Here is a 16,323-nt window from a genome sequence, read left to right on the forward strand (position 1 = left end):
CCAGTTATGACCGATGTTCACTGCATTGCGCGAGACCGCTTACACCATCAGGTATGCATCTGCACCTTGATGGAGTCCGAATTTTTGTCGCTGGCCAGACGGAAGGCCTCGTCGACGTCGTCGAGGCTCAGGTCGTGCGTGATCATGGCGCGCAACGTATCGCCCTTGCGCGCCAGCAGATCGATCGCGAGCGCGAAGTCGTGCTGACCGTCGATATAGCCGTAGCAGTTCGGCAGATGAATCGTCAGTTCCTTGATGTGCGGTTTGATGATTTCGATGTTCCTGAAGCCGTGATCGAAGGCACCGAGCACGCACACGTGGCCGAGCGGGCGCACGAACTGACAGGCGAAGTCGAACGTGTCGGCCGTTCCGCCGACCGCTTCGATCGAGTAGTGCGCGCCCAATCCGCCGGTTGCCTGTTCGACCATGGCGAGCGCTTCGGCGCGATCGTCCGGCAGGATCGCGGTGGCGCCCATCGCCAGCGCCGCGCGCGCCTGAGCCGCGTGTCTTGCGACCACGTAGACATTTTCACTGCCAGCGTCCAGCGCCGCGGCGAGTGCCGCGAGGCCGATCGTGCCCGCGCCGATCACGACGCCGACCGAGCCGCGCGCAATCGGCATCTTGCGGCACCCGTGGATGCCGACCGCCACCGGCTCGACGATGGCGCCGAGCTGATCGTCGACGGCATCGGGCAGCGGGAACACGCCCGATTCCTTGGTGCGCACGTATTCGGCAAAGCCGCCGCCGAACGGGAATTCGCGCGCGCGGCAGTGAATCGGCGTGCCGAGCTTGCAGTACTCGCATTTGCCGCACGCGGTGCCCATCACCATGTCGATCGTCACGCGCTGGCCGACGCGCACGCTCGTCACGCCCTCGCCGACCTCGACCACGGCGCCGCTCAGTTCGTGGCCGTTCGGAAAGCTTTGATGAACGTCGACGTTCCGGTAAGCGTGCAGATCGCTGCCGCAGATACCGACGCTCGCCACCTTGACGATCACGGTGCCGGGCAGCAACTCAGGTACCGGGATGCGGCCGACCTTCATCGCGCGCACCCCGTCTTGCAAGCCGGCTCGCATGGACGCGCCTTCGGTGCGATGCTCGAGCGCGTTCGTCGAAGTCATCTATCAATCTCCGCAAAATGTGAGACGTTTGCGCCGCGGCGCCTAACGTGTCTTTCGAATCCAGAAGCTCGCGCCGGGATTGCGCATGAAGAGCGGCATCCGCGCGTTCATCAGGTCCGCATGGAAGTGTCCCATGAACGTATTCATCAGGACAACGTCGAACGCGCTGTTGTACTGGAGGAAGGCGCGCAGCAGATAGGCTTCGTTCCACGCGCGGCCTTCGTAGATCCACTGCGGCGGGTATTCGAGCGGCAGGAACACGTCGTGAAAGTGTATGTGCACGCCGGGCGCGAGGATCGGCAGTATCTCGAAGACGATGCGGTTCACGTCGCTGCCGATCTTGCTCACGTGCGACGAATCGACGAACAGTATGTCGTTCGCTTCGAGTTCCGCGAATACGGACAGGTCGACGTCCTGCGCGAGCGACTTGACGATCTTCGAGGTGACCTTGTCTTTCTCGGTCAGCAACGACAGCAAGCGTTCATTGTTCGGTTCGACGAAGGTGCACTGGATCTGGCCGTCGAAGAACAGGTCGTTGGTATCGAGCGAAACGGCGGACGAAAAACCCGAGCCGATCTCAACGATGCGGCGCGGCCGCAGGTGGCGAATCATGCAGTACAGCGACGTCGCGTCGCCATACGAGAACATCACGTTCTCGAAGTAGAAGCGCAGGCCGTCTTTCTTGTGCGGCTCGAACGGCATTTCGCCGTAGTACTTGTCGGCGAACTCGCCGACGAGCCGCACCTGCGCCTCTTCGTTGAACTCGATGCCGGGCAGCGTGCGCGAGACGTTACCGAACAGCCGTGCTTCGTCCTGTTTGATGTCGGCGATCGACGGGATCGGCGAATAGTAGTGGCCTGGAGGCACGTCGCCGAGATTCGAAAAGTGCGGAATATTGACCTGAAGCGCGTCGCGATACTTGTCCCGTTCAGCGATCAGTTCTGCAATCTCGGGATGCTGCGCGGCAAGTGAATCGAGAAGCTCGGGCGATGCCGACATCTTGTTTCTCCGCTTGAAAGAATTTGCGAAAAGCCATGACAGAACAGCGAATTCATACCGATATGCCGACTGACTGGCGAGCCGGCCCTCCCGGCCGGCCAGTCTATCGTACCCCCAGTATTCTGCACATCCAACATTTCGTGATGTTCCGACATGAGTCCGCATTTACCGTTACTTACAAATTATTCGTCATAGTAATCGGCACAGCCGCGACGCCACGGGTCATGTGCCGTCCGTTTTCCGTGGATACCGCGCGTGAGTCGCGAGTGCGCGGCAGAAGAGGGCGGGGCGGCCATCGTTTCGTAAGCCACGTAAGCCGACGAAAGCATGCAGCAGGGTGCTCTGCGCGTCGCCCGTGGGCGATCGTTTGCGTCACGATTTGGCGTAAAATCGAGCCCCTGCCGATAATAGTCCGCGCCTGTTTCGCGGGTCGCGCGAACGCGTGAATTCCGCACCGTCCGGCGGACGGCAGCAGCGCCCACGATACGGGACGATTCGGGACGGAGCCCGCAATATGCATTTTAAAATTCTCCTGACCACTCACAGTACCGCGTTCATGACGAGCGGTGGTGGTGAGTCGGAACTCGTGCAGGTCGCCGAACTGCTCAACGATTCGGACGTACAGGCCGACATTTACGGCATTCGCAGCCGGCCGCTACGCTTTTACGACGCGGTGATGCACTTCTCCGTCCATGCGGACGGCGAAGCGATCGTTCGCGAAACGGTGAATCAGGGCAAGAAGCTGTTCCTGTGGCCGAACGTCTGGTGGTTGAGCGCGCCCGACCCGGCGGAAATCAGCCGCATCGAGGCGTTCGTGCAGCGTGCCGAGCGGCTACTGTTCAAGTCCTCCGCCGAACTCGCGCACTTCAACAGGTACATCCCGGTCGATCCAGGTAAATGCGTGGTGGTGGGCTCCGGCATATCCGACCGGTTCCTGCTGCCGGCCGACAAGGATTTGCTCCCCACGGTCTGCGACGTCTCGGACTACGTGCTGTGCCTCGGCTTGATCGAGCCGATCAAGAATCAGCTCGAACTGATCCGCGCACTGAACCAGCTCGACATGAACGGCCTGATGGTCGGCGGTTTCAGGGACGAGGAGTATTACCGGCAGTGCGTTCGCGAAGCGCGTCGCGGCATTCATTTCCTGCCGTTCATCCAGCCCTGCAGCGCGCTGTTGCGCTCCGCGCTCGCCAGCGCGATGGTAGTGGCGGAGCCGAGCCTCGATCCGCCCGGGCGCTCGTGCCTCGAAGGCGCGTTCGTGAAGCAGCCCCTCGTCATGGTTGATGGGGATTGGCAGCGCGAGCACTTCGACGACAATGTCTGGTACGCGGCTTCCACCCGCGCGCCGGACATCGTTCCCGCCATTCAGGCTGCCCTGACCGACCCGGACAGGGACGAAAAGATTGAAAGTAACTACGAACGCGTCTATGCACGGCACTCGTCGAGCACGGTAGCAGCAGACCTAATCAGACACCTGATCGATGCCGGCCTCACAAATTACTAAGATTCCCCGACTGCTCGTCGTTCAGCGGCGCTCCATGACCGATGGGCGAATGAATTCGCGCACCATCGGCGCGCGCTTCGCGCCTTTGCTTTCGTACATGCAGCGCCATCGGTTGATCGAGTGGGAGCAGATCTCGGAGGCGGACGTTGGCGTCAGCCATCTGCATCGCTTCGACGTCGTGCTGTTCAACAAGCACGTGTCGAATCTGTCGCTGAAGATCATGCGGATGGCCAACGAACTCGGTCTTCATACGATTTACGATCTCGACGACTGGCTGCTCGATCTGCCGTCGTGGAGCGTGCTCGAAATGAACGAGGACGTGCTCTACAACGTGCTCGCGATGATTCGCGAAGCGAGCGCGGCCACGGCGTCGAACTCGCTGTTGCAGGAGCGCATGCGCAAAGTGCGGCGCTCGGACGACGTGCTGATCATCCCGAACGGGTTCGACGATCAGGCGTTCGACCTGTCGCCGGAACTGTGGACCGAAACCCAGCCGCCGAAGATCGTCTTCTCCAATCTCGACGGCATCAAGCTCGTGAGCTTTCGCAAGGAGTTTTTCGGCACCTTGCGCAGTTTTCTCGCGCGCCACGAAAACGTGTCGATCGACTTCTGGGGCGATCCGTTTCCGGAGCTCAACACGATTGCCCGCATGACGCATCGCGGCAGCCGCGGCAACCTCGAATACAAGAAGGCCATTCGCGACGAAGGCTACACGTTCGCGATCGTGCCGCTCGGCGCCGAAGAGGATCCGGAGACGCTGTTTTTCAACTCGTGCAAGTCGCCGATCAAATACGCGGACTACGGCAGCCTCGGCATCCCGAGCATCTATTCGGATTGCCCGACCTACCGCGAGAACGTCAAACATCGTGAGACGGGATACATTGCGTCGAACACGGCCGAGAGCTGGGCACGAGCGCTGGAGGACATGCTGGGTGACCCGCAGCTTCGCCAGTCGATCCGCCGCAATGCCTACGCCGACGTGTTCGACCGTTTCAGCGTGCGACGCATTTCGTCGATGTTCCTGAAGGCCTTGCCCGACCCCAAGCCTTAAAGCAGCTAACACCTATGGATCTTCTTCTGATTCGCCACGGCCAATCGCACGCCAACGTGGCTGGCCTGTTGAACTCGACCGAACAGGACGAGTTGACCGAGCATGGCCTGCAGCAGGCCGCGAAGCTACGCACGCTGATGGAAAGTCACGGTTTCGCGCCCGACCGCGTTTTTTCGAGTCCTTGGCGGCGCGCGTTGCAGACCACTGAAGTGCTGTTCAAGGACAACTGCGACTGGACCGTCGACGCGCGTCTCGGCGAAACCAATGCGGGGCGGTTCGCGACCTGGAAGGCCGAAGATTTTCGTGTGGCGTTTCCCGACTGGGGCAAACATCTGTCGGACCGTTACGAGGGCGGCGAGTCGCATCTCGAACTGGCCGCGCGTTCGGTGAACTGGCTCGAGGAGGAGGTGCTGCGGCACGCTGAGCAGCCTGGCCTGATCGCCGCCGTGTGTCACGCGGGACCGATCTCGGTGATCTCGCAATACCTGCTGAACGTGCCGTTGTCCCGCTTTCCCAACGTGCTGGTGCCGAATGCATCGCTCACGCTGTTCCGGCGCGACGTGCATACCGGAAACTATTATCTGCAGATCGCAGGGCTGTCATGAGTGCATCGATCAAGATCTTCGAGCCGCTTTACGCGCCGGGACAGGTCCTGTCCGAACAGGCTTTTCATCCGCTCGAACTGCGCGATAACGCGCACGCCGCGTGGCGCGAGTTTTATATTCTCGTCGACATGTACCGCAAGGGCATGCATCGGCAGCAGCAGATCACCGGTCTTTTTTCGCCGAAGTTCGCGCTGAAGGCGCGCATGGACGGCAGCCGGTTTCTGGAGTTCGTGCAGGCCAATGCCGACGCCGACGTCTGGATGATCAATCCGTTTCCGCAACTCGCGTATTTCTCGTACACCGCGTGGATGCAGGGCGAGCATGCGCATCCGGGACTCGTCGAGCGCAGCCAGCAACTGCTCGACGCCTGCGGCATCGCGTGGAATCTGCGTGAGGCGCCCCGTCAGTCGCCGCACACGCTGTGCTATTGCAATTTCTGGGTCGGTTCGCAGTCGTTCTGGGAAAGCTACGTCGGCAAGGTGCTTGAGCCGATTGCCACGTTTCTCGAAACGCAGAGCGGCACCGAGGCCGCGCGCGGGGTGCTGGAGCCCACGATCCACTCGGACGACGCACCGTTCCTGCCATTCGTTGCCGAGCGTCTGTTCAGCACGTATCTGTCGCTGCATCCCGAACTGAAGGTGGCGGCCTATCCGATCGAAGGCGATCGGGTGCTGGACTATTGCGTCAGCGATTTCGAAAAAGACATCGTGCGCTACATGCAAAAACCGATCGACGCGGCGGATCGCGCGCCGGTCTTTCCGCCCGAGCAGATTGCATTGATGGACTTGCTGTGCACGCTATCGCAGAAGTACGTGCGCGCGCATTTCTCGTTCACGCCGCATCCGCATACGGGGCAACCGATCGACTTCGACAGGACCGGCAAGCCGCCAGCGAACGAGTGAGGCGGCGCGCTCGGGTTGGATCGCGCCGATGGGCGCCGGGATGGGTTGGTGAGCGGCGGCGCTGACTATCTATCTCTTTTCAGCGAAACGGCCGCCGTACCCGCGCGCGCATGCGTTGACGCGGCCGCCATGCCGACCCCGGCGCCGACGAAGATCTTGCGCCATACCTCGTCGCTGGCACGTTGCAGCACACCGTCGGCGTGTTTGACGAAGGCCGTGTCGATCGGACTGCGGCCGTGGGTCTGACCGAGGCGCTGCGTGATTACGGGTATCCAGGCGGCGAGTTCGGCATGGGCGTCGAACACGCAGTCGGGCGGACAAATCTCCTGAGCGGCCGTGCCGCCACGCACGAATACGGGCTTGCCGTAATGCATCGCTTCGAGCACCGGCACGCAGAAGCCCTCGTGGCGGCTCATCGCGAGCAACGCGTGGGTGGATTCGTAGCACTCGAACAGATCGGCGTCGTCGAGCATGCCCTTGAAGTCGACCTGCTCGAGCACGCCGAGACGCCGCGCGTGATTGATCAGAAATTTCAGGTAATCGTAGTTCGGTGTGCTGCCGACGATGCTCAGCGTCGCGCCGAAATCACGCTGCTTCAGCAGCGACAGAATCTCGATGCCGTCCTCGATGCGTTTATGCGGCACCACCCGGCCCACCATCAGCAGGTTCGGCTCAGGGCGCTTGCGGCCCTTGCGTGGTCCTTCGCGCCGGAACACGTACATGTCGGGAAAGATCGGCGGCACGACCTTGATGGCGTCCGCCGCGACGATGCCGGCGAGGCTCGCCGCCGTGCTGCGCGAATTCGCGACGACGGTGTCGAAGTGCGCGAGCAGCGGCAGTTGCGCGAGTGCCTTCTCGCACAACTGTGCGGTGCGCGGTTCGAGCGCGCGCAGCAACTGCGGGTCCGTCACGCCGTGGATGTAGCAGATCTTCCTGCAATCGAGCGCGAGTATCCGCTCGAGGTATGGATCGTAGATCGAGTAACTCAGCAGAACCACATCGTCGCGAGTGACCTCTTCGAATAATGCGTCAAGCGGGCGCACTCCATTCGTTCCCTCCTCGAAACCGCTTGCATACAGCTCGGCCCTCATGCCGAGACGTTCAGCCATGCGTACGAAACCGATGCAGTGGTTACCCACCGCATCGCCCGAGAAAATGTCCGGAGCACATACCCGCAGCGTCATATCGTCTTCGCCTCCGCAATGTCGTTCAACCGTCGCGCATACGCGCGTGCGACTGCCTCAACTGAGTAGTCGCGCTCGATGCGCGCCTTCCCCGCCAGTGCGATGCGCTCACGGAGTGGCGCATCGTCGATCATGCGTTTGAGCTGTTCCGCCGCGATCGATACCTCCGGATCGCACCAGTACTGACCTTCGGCGAACAGGTAGTCGCCGGGGCGCAGCGGCACGAGTTCGCCATCCACGAGGAACGCGGTGTCGGGTTCGCAAAAGTCGACGTTGCCCGAGAAGTTCGTGACCACGACCGGCTGCCCCAACGCCATCGCCTCCGCGATCACGCGGCCGAAGCCTTCGCTACGGTGCAGCGAAATGTAGGCGTCGCAGCAGGCCATGAAGTCGGTCGAATCCTGGCGGCTCAGGCGCTCGGACACGATGTGAATGCGGCTATCGCCCGCGACAAGGTCGAGCACGGCGCGCCACACCGGGTCGTCGTCGCGCACGTTCATCGCCTTGATGACGAGCCCCACGCCCGGCGAGCTGTCGCCGAACGCCTGCTTGAACGCCTGCACGCCGGCGAGCGGATTCTTGCGGCTCAGCCACGAGTTGCCGTCGAACATCAGGTAGAACAGGAACTCGTTGGCCGGCAGGCCAAAGCGCTCGCGCTTCGGCTCGAGCGGCGCGGGGACCTCGACCGCCATCGGCATCTGGTAGACCGGCGTGTTGCCGAGCCGGCTGTAGACGCTCTGCACGAAGCGGCTCTGCGCCCAGATTTCGTCGACCATCTGATGCACGTTGCCGAACGCGTTCGGCCAGTGGGGCAGTTCCCATGGCCATGCGCCGATCTTGTGCGTGGGCGCGTCGATCAGGCTGCGGCCGCCTTCCAGCGCGAGCCGCACCATTTCGGGCGCCGGCAGGCAGATCAGGCTGATGTTGTACTTGAGCTCGTCGCTGATCAGATGATCGACCGAGTGTTCGAGGCGCGCGGGTCCCGCCATCGGCGCATTGAGCAGCGTGACCGGCGTCGACGACAGTTGCAGTACGCGGGCGGCCATGCGCGCGTCTTCGCCGAGGCCGAGCACGCCTTGCGGGAAGCCGATGATGTTGACGCCGAAGTCGTAGCCGATGCCTTCGACGCGCGCGTGATAGCGCGCGGGCTCGTGCGCGTCGTCATCGGCTTCGTCGTCGGCGCTGTCGGTCCAGCGCACCTTCAGCGAGCCGACCAGCGGATATTCGGTCGACGCCCATTCGTTCCACCAGCGCACGAGCTGGTCGCGGCCATCCGCGGTGTTCAGGTCGTACACTTCGCGCAGATCCGGGCGGTCATTCGCGATCATCGTCAGGAAGCGCGGCAGCAAGGTGTCGTCCGCCGGCTGCTCGTCGTCGATTCTCGCGAGCTCTTCGGCCAGATGAGTCGGCGTCCATTTGATCGCGTAGTACTCGTCGTGCCCGTGCTTGTCCCACCACGAGATGAAGCCGAGCCGTTCGCTGAAGCTGTTCAGGTTGAACGATGCCTGCAGGTCGGGCCGCTCGTTCCAGATCAGCAGCAGAAAGCGCGGCAGCAGCGGCAGCGCGCCTTGCTCGCCGGCTTGCGCGCCGAACAGGCTGTCGGGCAACGGCGGGATGGCCCAGTGAAGCGCCGGATACTGGTGCTGCCCGTGTTCGATCCACCACGACAGGCACTTCAGACGCCCGGTGAAGGTGTCGAGCGAGCAGAGCTCCTGCAGATCCTGGCGCTCGTCATGCAACAGCCGCAGGAAGCGCGGCACCGGCAGCCAGTCGGCGTGCGTGCCCCATTCGGGCTCGAACATCAATGCGGGTGTGGTGGGCGGCACCCATTCGCCCTCGCGTTCTTCGGCGAGATGCGTCGGCGACCATTCGATCGCGTAGTACTCGCTGTGCCCGTGCTTTTCCCACCACGAAATGAACGCGAGCCGCTCGCGGAAGCTGCTCAGGTTGAACGACGCCTGCAGGTCGGGCCGCTCGTTCCAGATCAGCGGCAGAAAGCGGGGCAGCAGCGGCAGCGCGCCTTGCTCGCCGGCTTCCATCCTGAACAGGGTGTCGGGCAACGGCGGGATGCCCCAGTGAATCGCCGGATACTGGTGCTGCCCGTGCTCGATCCACCACGACAGGCACTTCAGGCGCCCGGTGAAGCTGTCGAGCGAGCAGAGCTCCTGCAGGTCCCGGCGCTCACCGTGCAGCAGCCGCAGGAAGCGCGGCACCGGTAGCCAGTCGGCGTGCGAGCCAAATTCGGGCTCGAACATCACGGCGGAGGGCGTGGGCGGCACCCATTTGATCGCGTGGTACTGATGCTGGCCGTGTTCGATCCACCACGACAGACAGTTGAGCCGCCCGCGGAAGGACTGCAGCGTGAAGGTCGCCTGCAGGTCCGGCCGGTCCTTGTAGATCTCGCACAGGAAGCGCGGCACGTAAGGGCCACCGTCCGCGGGAAGCGCTTCGGGCTCGAGCATGAAGCCGCCGATCGGCGGCTGCGACCACTTGATGCGCGGATACTCGCGCTGGCCGTGGTCTTCCCACCAGCTGAGCGCGTTGAGCCGCGAGGTGAAGCTGTTCAGATTGAACGCGCTGCGCAGATCGGGCCGCTCGGTCGTGATCAGCGCGAGGAAGCGCGGAAACGGCATCGCGCTGGAGTCGGGCGCCTCGATCGGTTCCAGCAGCCCGGGCCACGCGATCGGCGGACGCCACGTCACGCGCGGGCAGGTGACCTGACCGTACTGCTCCCACCAGTCGAGGCAGTTCAGATAGCCGGTCAGCGTGTTCAGGTTGAATGCCTGGGACAGATCGCCGCGATTGCGCACGACCGTCGTCATCAGCTTCGGCAATTGCAGGCCGGCTTCTTCGAGCACGGTGACGGGCTCGTGCAGCGTCTCGCTCAGATGCTTCGCATCGAGCACGCTCGGTTTGGTCGAGCCGAGCCAGTACGTGACGGCGTCCGGATGCCGCTCGATCAGCGTGTCGTTGTCGAGCTGACGCAGATATTCGAGGTCTTCCTGTCGCAGCACCCAGTTGAAGTCCGGATACGTTTCGCGCGCCGACATTTCCCACCAGAAATACAGCGTGACGCGGTCATCCAGCACTTTGGAATTGAAGCGCGCGAGATCGGCTCTGAACTTCATCAGAAAGTAGATCGCGCTCGGCAGGCAGAACAGTTCCCCCGGCGACGGATGGCGGTACTCCGCCAGCCATCCGGTCTTGTTTTTTTGGGGTCCCAGATTAATCAAGATTTGCAATCCTTGAAGGCCAAGCAAAGGAAAAATCGTCGGCAGTCAGTGTCAGATTGGGTGAATAGCAGGGATCGTTCATCAACAGATGCTCCCAGCGCTGTCTGACCAACTCAGATTCCTGGTTGAAGCGGCTGATTTTTTCCGGTGTGTCTTCGGCGCCGCGGGTTGCCGATTCGTGATGATAAAGCTCCGCGTAGGGCGTCCACACATTGCGGTAGCCCGCTTGCCGCACACGCAGGCAAAAATCGATGTCGTTGTAAGCGACGTGTAACTGTTCGTCGAGGCCGCCGACTTCCTTGTAGATCGACTGGCGGATCAGCAGGCACGCGGCGGTCACCGCGCACATCACGTTGCGCAGGCGTGCGCGCGCGAAGTAGCCGGGGTGCGAATTGGGGAAGTGCTTGTGCGCATGGCTCCCAATCCCGCCGACGCCGAGCACCACGCCGCCATGCTGGATCGTGTCGTCCGGATACAGCAGTTTTGCGCCGACCGCGCCGACCTTCGCCTGCAGCGCGACCGACACCATTTCCTCGAGCCAGTCGGCGTTGATCACTTCGATGTCGTTGTTCATCAGACAGACGAAGTCCGCCGTGCTCGCGAGCGCGACGCGGTTGTTCAGCGCCGAGTAGTTGAACGGCGAATCGTCGCGCACGACCTTGATGCGCTCGTCCTCTTGCAGACGCGCGAACAGGTCGTGCGTTTCCTGCTTGAGCGAGCCGTTGTCGATGATCGTGATGCGGAAGTTCGGGTAGCTCGATTTCTGCCGCACCGATTCCACGCATTGCTCGACGAGTCCGGCGGAATCGCGCGTCGGAATGATGATCTCCACCGACGGCAGCACCTCGGGCAAGTCGTACACGACCTTGTTGAAGGCGTCCGTGCCCGGCGCGTGCTCGGTGTGGGCGTTGATGCCGTTGCGCGCGAGGTGTTCGTCGAGCGCGCGCATCGCCGCGATATGCGCGTACGGCTTGGCTTCATGGCCGGCCGCCGTGCTCTCGGGGATCATGCGCCAGTGGTACAGCGCGCGCGGCACGTGATACACCGTGTGATGACCCGCGCGGTCGATCACGCGCAGCGCGAGGTCGTAGTCCTGCGAGCCTTCGAAGCCGGTTCTGAAGCCGCCGACCTCCTTCATGACCGAAGTCTTGTAGACGCCGAAATGCGAGATCATGTTCTGGCTCAGGAACAGATCGTAGTTGAAGTCGCATTTGAAGTACGGGTCCGAGCGGACCCCGTCGATCGAGATCTTGTCTTCGTCGCTGTAGATCACCGTCGCGTCCGGATGCGCGTTGATCAGCTCGGCGACGCAGTAGAGCGCGAGCGGATGCAATTCGTCGTCGTGGTCGAGCAGGCCGACGAATTCGCCGACGGCAAGCTCGAGCGCCGTGTTGCTGGAGCGGCTGATGTGGCCGTTCGTCGTGCGGTACGCGACCTTGATGCGCGGATCTTTGGCGGCGTAGCTGTCGAGCACCTGCTTGACCTCGGGGTTCGTCGAGCAGTCGTCGGCGATGCAGAATTCCCAATTCTCGTAGACCTGGTCGACGACCGAATCGATCGCCATGCGCAGCCACCTGGCCGGCGTGTTGTAGGTCGGCATCACGATGCTGATCAGCGGTTGCAGCGCCCACGCCTTCGAGCGCGCGCGCAGTTCCGGGTAATGCGACGCGGGCGGCTCGTGCCGCTCGATCCATTCCTGATACGTGTGACCCACGGTTGGCGCCGGCGCGGGCTGAGCGCCGCCGCTCCATGACGCCATCCGGCGCGCGCGTTCGAGCAGTTCCGTCGGGCAGTCGGCGTCGGCCACCAGTTCGACGTTGAAGCCGGTGATCGAAAACAGTCCCGCGCGCGCGATCGGATCGAGGCGCAACGGACCGACGAGCGGCGGAAACGCGACGACCTGATCCACCTTGCCGTCAGCGTCGACCACGAGGCCGATCGTCGCGTGCTCCGACATGCCCGCGCCCGCGTCGAAATAGATCATGCATGGCGAGGCCGGCATGTCTTCTTTCGCGAGCTCGAACGAAATACGCGCGGCGCGACCCGACAGCTCTTCCCATCCCGTCAGCTCGAACTGCGGATCGCCGTTCGTCGCGTTCCAGGCGAACCCGGAATTCGAGGACGCCTCGACGTTATTCAAGGGACGAAGTTCGAAGTTCTTCATGAGGTTCTTCACGAGGTTCGTCACGGGTTTTGTCATTTCGTCAGCAGGGAATCGTAGAGGTCTTTCAAGGGCGACAGGACGGCCTGCCAGGTCAGATCGCGCGTCGGAGCAGCGGCAGCGCCGCGCGGTTGCGCGAGCGCCGCGCGAATCGATCCGGTGATGCTGTCGACGTCGAACGGATCCAGGTAGGCAACGTGCTGCGCGAAATATTCTTGGGTAGAGCCAACTTTTGTCACCGCGATGCGGGCGCCGGCGGCATGCGCTTCGAGCGCGGCGAGCCCCGGCGTTTCGAGCGTGCTCGGCAGCACGAACGCTTCGCAGGCCGCGTAGGCGGAGCGCAGCAGCGGCGAATCGTGGGGCAGCGTGCCGGCGTAGACGACCTGCGCGCCACCCTCGTCGAAGCATGCCTTCGCATACTCGGGATCGCGCTGATGGCCGATCAGCACGAGCTTCAGGTCGGGGAACGACTTCATCGCCCGGATCAGCGCGAGCTGGTTCTTGCGCGGCTCGATGTTGCCGACGTTCAGGATGAAGCGGCCCTCGATGCCGGATTCACGGCGGAACGGCTCCGCCGCGACCGGCTCGTAAAAGCTCTGTTCGACGCCGTTCAACACGCTCGCGAACTTCTCGCGCGGCAGATCGAAGGTGCGAGCGAGCGTGTCGCATTCGATCTCGGAGTTCGCGACCACGCGGTCCGCGAGAGAAAACTGATGGTGGATCTCGCCGATCGGATAGAGATGCCTGGTTTCCTCCGTCACCCACAGACTCGACGACACGACGAGCGGCAAGCCGAGTTGCTTGACGAAGTTGCAGAAGTGCACCGAGCCACCGACGCACGAGAAGAAATGCACCACGTCGTGTTCTAGAAAACGGGGCTTCCACGGATCGAACAGCGTAACGTCGACGCCATGCGCGGGCAGATGCTTGTGATACGCAAGCAATTGGATTTCTCCGCCGCCGGGGGTATGGAAAGCCATCGGGTAGGTGGCGAACAGCACTTTCATAGGTGGGACTCTAGTCGCTCAAACAGTTCTTTTCTTCAGACCAGCACGTCGCGGCACGCCGCTGCGCGTAACGCGCGAACATGGCGGCGAGACCGGCAGGTTTCGGGGCATTCACGTGGATGCTCGCCGCGCGCTTGCGCGGCCTTCAGGCGCGGACTTGCCGGTGCGCGGGCCGGGGCCTGATCGCACGGCCAGCGAGCAGGCCGGCGTGTGCTGTTGTCGAGCACGTCGGATCGATACCACGAATTCCACATGCGCGAATATGTTTGAGTTGTTACGAAGTGTACGAACGACGCGCCAGCAGGCGCAGGTCCGTTTTATTATCACGGCCCGAATACAATACGTTCCCAGCCAGACTTCCTGAGAAAGCACCGCCGATGCCAGATTGTATCGTGTCTGATCCGCCTTTCCCGCCGCTTGCGGCCGCGTCGAGTCCTGACGGCGATCGTCTGTTTGCGTGGGTCGCGCGGCATGGCGTGGGCGTAATCGTGCGCCGCGAAGTGCATGACGGAGCATTGCGATGAGTCTGCAGATCCTCGTCACCGGCGCCAACGGTTTCGTCGGCCAGGTGGTGTCCCGCGCGTTGCTGCGGCGGGGCGATCGCGTGACTGGCGTGGTGCGCCGGCCGCAGACGGCCGCCGAAGGCGTGCGCGAATGGCTGCTCGATACCGAAGACTTTGCGGGCATCGACCAGCGCTGGCCGGTCGCGCTCACTTGCGATGCGGTGATCCATCTGGCGTCGCGCGTGCACGTGATGCGGGAGACCCTGACCGAGCCGCTCGCCGCCTATCGCGCGACCAATGTCGAGGGCAGCTTGCGCGTCGCGGCCGCGGCGCGGCGCGCGGGCGTGAGGCGCTTCGTGTTCGTCAGCAGCATCAAGGCGATGGGCGAGGCGAGCAGCGGCCGGCCGATCGCTGAAACGGATCAGCCCGCGCCGTCCGATGCGTATGGCATCTCGAAACTGGAAGCCGAGCGCGCGCTGTTCGACTACGGCCGCTCGACGGGTCTCGAAGTCGTCGTGGTGCGGCCGCCGCTGGTCTACGGGCCGCGCGTGCGCGCGAACTTCCTGCAGCTGATGAACGCGGTCGCGAGAGGCATTCCGTTGCCGCTCGGCGCGCTCAGCGCGCTGCGCAGCCTCGTGTTCGTCGATAACCTCGCGGACGCGCTCGTGCATTGCGCGAACGATCCGCGCGCGGCCGGCGAAACCTTCCATGTGACCGACGGCCGCGACCTCAGCGTGCCGGAACTCGCGCGTCTGCTGGCCACGCAGCTTCACGTGCCCGCGCGGCTCGTGCCGGTGCCGGCCAGCCTGCTGCGTCTCGCGGGTCGCCTGACCGGCCGCTCGGCGCAGATCGATCGATTGATCGGCGAGCTGCGCGTCGACAGTTCGCATATCCGCGAATGTCTGAACTGGTCTGCGCCGCATACGGTCGAGCATGGGCTGCTCGAAACCGCGGCGTGGTATCGCTCAACGCATTGACCACGGGTTGAACCCGCCTTGACTCCGACCTGACCCGCTAACGCTATCGATGCCGCTCGCTGCACACTCTGCCTCTTCCGTCGTCTCTCTACTGCCGTGGGGCGTCGCCGCGCTCGCCGCCTGCGCGGCGATCCTGTGGACGCTGCTGCGCACCGGCCTCGCGTGGCGGCTCGCCACCGACATTCCCAACGACCGCTCGCTGCACACGCGCCCGACGCCGCGCGTCGGCGGCTGGGGCATCGTGCCGGTCGCGGTGCTGCTGATCGCGCTGGCGGCGCCGTCGCTGTGGCTGCCCGCGCTTGCCGCGGCGCTGCTCGCGGCGCTATCGCAGCTCGACGATCGACGTGGCCTGCCCGCACGCGTGCGCTTCGGCGGTCATGCGGCGGCGGTGGCGGCACTGATCGCCGTCTATCCGGCCGACGTGCCGTGGTGGGCGCTCGCGTGCATGGCGGTTCTACTCGTGTGGCTCGTCAATCTCTACAACTTCATGGACGGCTCGGACGGCCTCGCGGGCGGCATGGCGCTGTTCGGCTTCGGCGGCTATGCGGTGGCCGCCTCGCTGTCGTCGCACGCGGACCCGGCGCTCGCGACGGCGAGCCTGATCGTCACAGGCGCGGCCGCGGGCTTTCTGCTGTTCAACTTTCACCCGGCGCGCATTTTTCTCGGTGACGCCGGCTCGATCCCGCTCGGCTTTCTGGCCGGCGCGCTCGGCTATTGGGGGTGGCGCGAGGGTGTATGGCCGGTGTGGTTTCCGGCGCTGTGCTTCGCGCCGTTCATCGGCGATGCGTCGGTCACGCTGCTCAAGCGCCTGCTGCGCGGTGAAAAATTTTGGCAGGCGCATCGTGAACACTACTATCAAAGACTGGTGCAGTCGGGTTTCGGGCACGCATCGACCGCGTGGATTTGGTATTTGTTCATGGCGGCGGGCATAATACTTGCTGTTTGGGCGCTACAATTGGCTCTTCTGTATCAATGGCTGGTTGTCGTCGCATGGGCTGCCGTGCTGGTCGTCGCGGGCCTGTGTATTGATCGCCGCTGGCGGCGCCATGTGTCCCGTTCCGGGCCAATCTGAGGTT

At 63.4% G+C, this 16,323-nt stretch carries 13 protein-coding genes; 7 read left to right on the forward strand and 6 right to left on the reverse strand.

Annotated features, from left to right (window positions below; translation table 11 throughout):
* Positions 1–47: 47 nt before the first annotated feature.
* Positions 48–1,121, reverse strand: coding sequence for a zinc-dependent alcohol dehydrogenase (locus OKW29_RS38845; RefSeq protein WP_429294619.1), 1,074 nt, complete (start codon positions 1,119–1,121; stop codon positions 48–50).
* 42 nt (positions 1,122–1,163) lie between these two features.
* On the reverse strand, positions 1,164–2,120 hold the full coding sequence (locus tag OKW29_RS38850) for a class I SAM-dependent methyltransferase (RefSeq protein WP_429294620.1): 957 nt from the start codon (positions 2,118–2,120) through the stop codon (positions 1,164–1,166).
* 514 nt (positions 2,121–2,634) lie between these two features.
* Between OKW29_RS38850 and OKW29_RS38855 the strand changes: the two genes are divergently transcribed.
* From OKW29_RS38855 to OKW29_RS38870, 4 genes are read left to right on the forward strand one after another with little or no spacing between them, the layout of a single operon-like run.
* Positions 2,635–3,624, forward strand: a complete 990-nt coding sequence (locus OKW29_RS38855) for a glycosyltransferase family 4 protein (RefSeq protein ID WP_184038540.1) — start codon at positions 2,635–2,637, stop codon at positions 3,622–3,624.
* A gap of 49 nt (positions 3,625–3,673) precedes the next feature.
* Positions 3,674–4,675, forward strand: coding sequence for a glycosyltransferase (locus OKW29_RS38860; RefSeq protein WP_260330647.1), 1,002 nt, complete (start codon positions 3,674–3,676; stop codon positions 4,673–4,675).
* A 14-nt stretch (positions 4,676–4,689) separates the two neighbouring features.
* Positions 4,690–5,280, forward strand: coding sequence for a histidine phosphatase family protein (locus tag OKW29_RS38865; protein ID WP_429294621.1), 591 nt, complete (start codon positions 4,690–4,692; stop codon positions 5,278–5,280).
* The gene (locus OKW29_RS38870; RefSeq protein WP_187615944.1) at positions 5,277–6,182 is read left to right on the forward strand and encodes a hypothetical protein; all 906 of its coding nucleotides are present in this window, start codon (positions 5,277–5,279) and stop codon (positions 6,180–6,182) included. The genes OKW29_RS38865 and OKW29_RS38870 overlap by 4 nt, the downstream gene beginning before the upstream one ends.
* 65 nt (positions 6,183–6,247) lie before the next feature.
* Here OKW29_RS38870 and OKW29_RS38875 read toward each other — a convergent pair whose 3' ends face one another.
* Genes OKW29_RS38875 through OKW29_RS38890 form a run of 4 tightly spaced genes read right to left on the reverse strand, consistent with a single transcriptional unit; the run spans position 6,248 to position 13,767 of the window.
* The gene (locus tag OKW29_RS38875; protein ID WP_429294622.1) at positions 6,248–7,366 is read right to left on the reverse strand and encodes a glycosyltransferase; all 1,119 of its coding nucleotides are present in this window, start codon (positions 7,364–7,366) and stop codon (positions 6,248–6,250) included.
* A complete protein-coding gene (locus tag OKW29_RS38880) occupies positions 7,363–10,599 on the reverse strand; it encodes a glycosyltransferase family 4 protein (RefSeq protein WP_429294623.1) in 3,237 nt (1,078 codons plus the stop codon). The genes OKW29_RS38875 and OKW29_RS38880 overlap by 4 nt, the downstream gene beginning before the upstream one ends.
* Positions 10,592–12,799, reverse strand: coding sequence for a glycosyltransferase (locus OKW29_RS38885; RefSeq protein ID WP_429294624.1), 2,208 nt, complete (start codon positions 12,797–12,799; stop codon positions 10,592–10,594). Before OKW29_RS38885 ends, OKW29_RS38880 begins: the two co-directional genes overlap by 8 nt.
* Entirely contained in the window at positions 12,796–13,767 is a 972-nt protein-coding gene (locus tag OKW29_RS38890) for a glycosyltransferase (protein ID WP_429294625.1), read from the reverse strand. The genes OKW29_RS38885 and OKW29_RS38890 overlap by 4 nt, the downstream gene beginning before the upstream one ends.
* A gap of 392 nt (positions 13,768–14,159) precedes the next feature.
* On the opposite strand from OKW29_RS38890, the gene OKW29_RS38895 reads away from it, so the two are divergent.
* Genes OKW29_RS38895 through OKW29_RS38905 form a run of 3 tightly spaced genes read left to right on the forward strand, consistent with a single transcriptional unit; the run spans position 14,160 to position 16,319 of the window.
* Positions 14,160–14,291: a hypothetical protein gene (locus OKW29_RS38895; protein WP_429294626.1), complete on the forward strand. Its 132-nt coding sequence runs from the start codon at positions 14,160–14,162 to the stop codon at positions 14,289–14,291.
* The gene (locus OKW29_RS38900; RefSeq protein WP_429294627.1) at positions 14,288–15,247 is read left to right on the forward strand and encodes an NAD-dependent epimerase/dehydratase family protein; all 960 of its coding nucleotides are present in this window, start codon (positions 14,288–14,290) and stop codon (positions 15,245–15,247) included. Before OKW29_RS38895 ends, OKW29_RS38900 begins: the two co-directional genes overlap by 4 nt.
* A gap of 49 nt (positions 15,248–15,296) precedes the next feature.
* Entirely contained in the window at positions 15,297–16,319 is a 1,023-nt protein-coding gene (locus tag OKW29_RS38905; protein WP_184065189.1) for an MraY family glycosyltransferase, read from the forward strand.
* Positions 16,320–16,323 lie beyond the last annotated feature (4 nt).

Origin of the sequence: Paraburkholderia sp. CI3 (assembly GCF_050436505.1) — a bacterium.
GTDB classification, from domain to species: Bacteria; Pseudomonadota; Gammaproteobacteria; order Burkholderiales; family Burkholderiaceae; genus Paraburkholderia; species Paraburkholderia tuberum.

What these genes read in the sequence shown, in the direction of transcription:
- OKW29_RS38845 (WP_429294619.1), bottom strand. Translation starts at nt 1,121, where the DNA reads ATGACTTCGACGAACGCGCTCGAGCATCGCACCGAAGGCGCGTCCATG.
- OKW29_RS38850 (WP_429294620.1), bottom strand. Translation starts at nt 2,120, where the DNA reads ATGTCGGCATCGCCCGAGCTTCTCGATTCACTTGCCGCGCAGCATCCC.
- OKW29_RS38855 (WP_184038540.1), top strand. Translation starts at nt 2,635, where the DNA reads ATGCATTTTAAAATTCTCCTGACCACTCACAGTACCGCGTTCATGACG.
- OKW29_RS38860 (WP_260330647.1), top strand. Translation starts at nt 3,674, where the DNA reads ATGAATTCGCGCACCATCGGCGCGCGCTTCGCGCCTTTGCTTTCGTAC.
- OKW29_RS38865 (WP_429294621.1), top strand. Translation starts at nt 4,690, where the DNA reads ATGGATCTTCTTCTGATTCGCCACGGCCAATCGCACGCCAACGTGGCT.
- OKW29_RS38870 (WP_187615944.1), top strand. Translation starts at nt 5,277, where the DNA reads ATGAGTGCATCGATCAAGATCTTCGAGCCGCTTTACGCGCCGGGACAG.
- OKW29_RS38875 (WP_429294622.1), bottom strand. Translation starts at nt 7,366, where the DNA reads ATGACGCTGCGGGTATGTGCTCCGGACATTTTCTCGGGCGATGCGGTG.
- OKW29_RS38885 (WP_429294624.1), bottom strand. Translation starts at nt 12,799, where the DNA reads ATGACAAAACCCGTGACGAACCTCGTGAAGAACCTCATGAAGAACTTC.
- OKW29_RS38890 (WP_429294625.1), bottom strand. Translation starts at nt 13,767, where the DNA reads ATGAAAGTGCTGTTCGCCACCTACCCGATGGCTTTCCATACCCCCGGC.
- OKW29_RS38900 (WP_429294627.1), top strand. Translation starts at nt 14,288, where the DNA reads ATGAGTCTGCAGATCCTCGTCACCGGCGCCAACGGTTTCGTCGGCCAG.
- OKW29_RS38905 (WP_184065189.1), top strand. Translation starts at nt 15,297, where the DNA reads ATGCCGCTCGCTGCACACTCTGCCTCTTCCGTCGTCTCTCTACTGCCG.